The organism is Carboxydocella sp. JDF658 (assembly GCF_002049395.1).
In the GTDB taxonomy this organism is placed as follows: Bacteria; Bacillota.
Window position 1 is genome coordinate 1 of record NZ_BDLR01000048.1, and the last position, 3879, is coordinate 3879.

The 3879-nt window shown below is 48.6% G+C and carries 7 protein-coding genes, 1 pseudogene and 1 other annotated feature; all 8 genes and pseudogenes read right to left on the reverse strand.

The genetic code is table 11. From position 1 onward, the window contains the following. Positions 1-143 precede the first annotated feature (143 nt). Positions 144-524: a 50S ribosomal protein L7/L12 gene (gene rplL, locus JDF658_RS08935; RefSeq protein WP_078666686.1), complete on the reverse strand. Its 381-nt coding sequence runs from the start codon at positions 522-524 to the stop codon at positions 144-146. Between the two features lie 50 nt (positions 525-574). Continuing rightward, positions 575-1105: a 50S ribosomal protein L10 gene (rplJ, locus tag JDF658_RS08940; protein WP_078666687.1), complete on the reverse strand. Its 531-nt coding sequence runs from the start codon at positions 1103-1105 to the stop codon at positions 575-577. 43 nt (positions 1106-1148) lie between these two features. Continuing rightward, positions 1149-1300: a sequence feature (ribosomal protein L10 leader region), on the reverse strand. A gap of 78 nt (positions 1301-1378) precedes the next feature. Next, positions 1379-2074 (reverse strand): 50S ribosomal protein L1, encoded by a 696-nt coding sequence (gene rplA / locus JDF658_RS08945; protein ID WP_079907296.1) that lies wholly within the window; start codon positions 2072-2074, stop codon positions 1379-1381. A 55-nt stretch (positions 2075-2129) separates the two neighbouring features. Continuing rightward, positions 2130-2558, reverse strand: coding sequence for a 50S ribosomal protein L11 (gene rplK / locus JDF658_RS08950; protein WP_079907298.1), 429 nt, complete (start codon positions 2556-2558; stop codon positions 2130-2132). Between the two features lie 31 nt (positions 2559-2589). Next, positions 2590-3117, reverse strand: coding sequence for a transcription termination/antitermination protein NusG (gene nusG / locus JDF658_RS08955; protein WP_078666690.1), 528 nt, complete (start codon positions 3115-3117; stop codon positions 2590-2592). Positions 3118-3161: 44 nt separating this feature from the next. Continuing rightward, the gene (gene secE / locus JDF658_RS08960) at positions 3162-3407 is read right to left on the reverse strand and encodes a preprotein translocase subunit SecE (RefSeq protein ID WP_078666691.1); all 246 of its coding nucleotides are present in this window, start codon (positions 3405-3407) and stop codon (positions 3162-3164) included. A 40-nt stretch (positions 3408-3447) separates the two neighbouring features. Continuing rightward, positions 3448-3597 carry a 50S ribosomal protein L33 gene (gene rpmG, locus JDF658_RS08965; RefSeq protein ID WP_078666692.1) on the reverse strand — a complete coding sequence of 50 codons (150 nt, stop codon included), beginning with the start codon at positions 3595-3597 and terminating at the stop codon, positions 3448-3450. 154 nt (positions 3598-3751) lie between these two features. Beyond that, positions 3752-3879, reverse strand: a pseudogene (gene tuf / locus JDF658_RS08970) (elongation factor Tu); the annotation flags it as partial.

A 3879-nucleotide genomic window follows, 5' to 3' on the forward strand; every position in this document is an offset into this window, starting at 1 on the left:
AAAACCCTTTCCTATACACCTTTTTCTGGGGTAAATTTATTTTCGTCCTTCCGCTAATCCCTTGGCCTGTCAGGATTATCTGACAACGCAATTAGCTCTACAAAAAAAGACACCTCATATCGAGGTGCCTTTTTTGTTCCAGGTTACTTAATTTCAACGGTAGCGCCAGCTTCAACCAGCTTGGCCTTGATGGATTCAGCTTCTTCCTTGGAAACTTTTTCTTTAACAGGCTTGGGAGCGCCATCCACCAGGTCCTTGGCTTCTTTCAGGCCCAGACCGGTTATTTCGCGTACAACTTTGATAACGTTAACTTTCTTGTCGCCAGCGGCGGCCAGAATTACATCGAATTCAGTTTTTTCTTCTGCAGCAGGAGCAGCGGCAGCGCCAGCTACAGGAGCAGCAGCTACAGCTACAGGAGCAGCAGCAGATACACCGAATTCTTCTTCAAAAGCCTTTACCAGCTCAGCCAGTTCCAGAACAGTTAAACCTTTAACAGCTTCCAAAATTTCATTTACCTTGGACATTATAATCTTCCTCCTTCAGCAAAATCTAAGATTTTTAAGCGATCAGGCACTTAAGCAGCGCCTTCCTCTTTCTTCTTGCGGATAGCTTCCAGGACGTAAACCAGATTGCGCAGATTGCCCTGGAGAACATTGGCAAACCCATAAAGAGGAGCTTGCAGACCACCCAGCACTTTGGCCAGCAGCACTTCCCGCGGCGGCAAGTCGGCCAGAGCCTTAACCCCGGCAACATCGATTACCTTGCCATCCACGATACCGGCCTTGATTTCCAGCTGCTTGTTGTCCTTGGCGAATTCACTCAGAATCTTCGCCGGAGCAACAGGATCTGTTAAGCCAAAAGCCAGTGCGTTGGGACCTTCCAGATAGGGTTCCAGATCAGACAGGCCAACTTCACGGCAAGCCAGGCGTGCCAGAGTATTCTTAACGACCTTGTATTCCACTCCAGCTTCCCGCAGGCGTTTCCGCAGCTCAGTAGCCTGAGCCACATTCAAACCCCGGTAGTCAACCAGCACTACCCCGACGGCCTGCTCCAGTTTTTCTTTCAGCTCCTGTACAACCGGCTGTTTCTCGGCAATTTTAGCCACAATTCCACCTCCTTGCACCTGTATCGGTACATCCCAAGCCGCGAAGTCAAACAAAAAAGGGTCTCCGTAGACAAGCCAGGAGACCCTCTGATGGACATACTTAGCCAACAGAGTTGACTTCCAAAGCCTCGGTAGGCGGATTTCTCCTTTAAGCCAGCAGGCACCGACTGTCTACAGCTTGGTTCACCTATATCAAATTGTCAACAGGTTAATTATAGCCTGGCCAGAGACTATTGTCAACAGTGCAGGAAAGATTTTTAACGAGAAAGATTTTTAACGAGTAACTTTTAACGGATTGACCTTAATGCCAGGGCCCATAGTGGAGGAAACAGCCACTCCCTTGATATATGTTCCCTTGGCAGCTGCCGGCTTAGCCTTGATCAATGCATCCAGCAGGGTATAGAAGTTGTCCAGCAGCTTCTCGGTACCAAAGGAGACCTTACCAATGGGGGCATGAATATTGGCACCTTTGTCAACCCGGTATTCCACTTTACCAGCCTTAATATCTTTAACAGCCTTGGCTACATCAAAAGTAACAGTTCCGGTTTTGGGGTTAGGCATCAGGCCTTTAGGACCTAAGATCCGACCCAATTTACCTACAGCACCCATCATATCCGGAGTAGCTACGGCTGTATCGAAATCCAGCCAACCGCCCTCAATCCTGGCAATCAGGTCTTCAGCGCCCACTACGTCAGCGCCAGCAGCTTCTGCTTCCTTGGCTTTCTCGCCTTTCGCGAAAACAACTACACGGGCAGTTTTCCCTGTGCCATGGGGCAGTACTACTGCACCCCGAACTTGCTGATCCGCATGCCGGGGATCTACACCTAGTTTAACTGCAACCTCAACGGACTCATCAAACCTGGCAGAAGCCAGTTTCTGTACCAGTTCCAGAGCTTCCTGAGGATCATACAGCTTGGTTTTGTCTACCTGTTTGGCAGCTTCCAGATATTTTTTACCATGTTTAGCCATTTTGTTTTACCTCCTTTGTGGTAGTAACGGATTATATCCTCCCACTTGTGGACCATTAAGCTTCTACTACTTCGATACCCATGCTGCGCGCTGTACCTTCAATCATCCGCATTGCCGCTTCCAGGCTGGCAGCATTCAGGTCCCGCATTTTCAGCTCTGCAATTTCCCGGACTTTGTCACGGGTTACCTTGCCGACCTTCTTCTTGTTGGGTTCACCAGAACCGCTCTCAATACCAGCTGCTTTTTTCAACAAAACAGCAGCCGGAGGAGTCTTCAACACAAAAGTGAAGGACCGGTCTTCATAAACGCTAATTTCCACCGGGATAATCAACCCGGCCTGGTTAGCGGTTTTTTCGTTAAATTCCTTGGTGAAAGCCATAATATTTACACCATGCTGACCCAAAGCCGGACCAACCGGGGGAGCAGGGGTGGCTTTACCAGCAGGACATTGCAGCTTGATTACTGCTACTACCTTTTTTGCCATTATTTCCACCTCCTTAATCTGTCTACTGTCATCATTCTACTTCAGCCACCTGTCCGAAATCCAACTCCAGAGGAGTCTCTCTTCCGAACATTGACACCAGGACTTTCAGCTTACCCTTTTCAGGGTAGATTTCTTCCACACTACCCACGAAGTTCTGGAAGGGGCCGGCTATCACGCGGACTTCATCGCCAACCTTAAAGCGCAGTTTGACCTTGGGTTCTTCCATCCCCATCTGTTTCAAGATGGCGGCTGCTTCTTCATCCCTGAGTGGAATCGGCTTGTTGCCGCTGCCAACAAATCCGGTTACACCGGTTGTATTGCGAACCACATACCAGGAGTCATCGGTCATGATCATTTCCACCAGCACATACCCCGGAAACACTTTGCGCTTACTGACCTTGCGCTTGCCATCCTTGATTTCCACTTCATCTTCCATGGGTACCAGAATGCGAAAGATCTTGTCTCCCATGTTCATGGACTCAATGCGCTTTTCCAGATTGGCTTTTACCTTATTTTCATAACCGGAGTATGTGTGAATGACATACCACTTTTTCTCCATACCCAGAAGGGACCCAGTTAGGTCCCTCACCTCCTAGCATAAATTTATCGTTCCACAATCAGCGTCAGCAACCGACCCAAACCCAGATCGATTACCCAGATCAAGACTGCCATGATAGCTACCGCCGTCAGCACAACACCGGTATAGGTCAACACCTGTTTGCGGTCAGGCCAGTTAACTTTGCGCAATTCGGCTTTGGTTCCGGAAAGAAAGTTAACCAGTTCGGACCAGGCCTTATTTTTTTCCGCCTTCTTGGCACCTTCTTTTTTGGTGGTTTCTTTATTTACCATAAGAAACTCCACATCCTTAAAACAGTATCGGTGTTAGCCCTTACCGGGTTTCCTTATGGACGGTTTGCGTGCCGCACCATTTACAGAACTTCTTCAGCTCGATTCTGTCCGGGTCATTCTTTTTGTTTTTAGTGGTTGTATAATTTCTTCTCTTGCACTGAGTGCAAGCGAGGGTAATGCCCACGCGCATTGTGCCACCTCCCTAAAAAGTGTCCTGTGCCGACAAGTGGTCCAGAATAGTCCGTTACCCTATACAATTTATCATAATTCCCATAGAGTGTCAATAGCAAAAGAGACAGGCATAAAGAAAGCGCTTCCGTTTCCGGAAGCGCTTTTCCGCCTTTTTATTCAACGATAGCGGATACAACCCCTGCGCCTACAGTCCGGCCACCTTCGCGGATAGCGAAGCGCAGACCTTCTTCAATAGCGATGGGGGTGATCAGTTCTACTTCGATCTTAACGTTGTCACCAG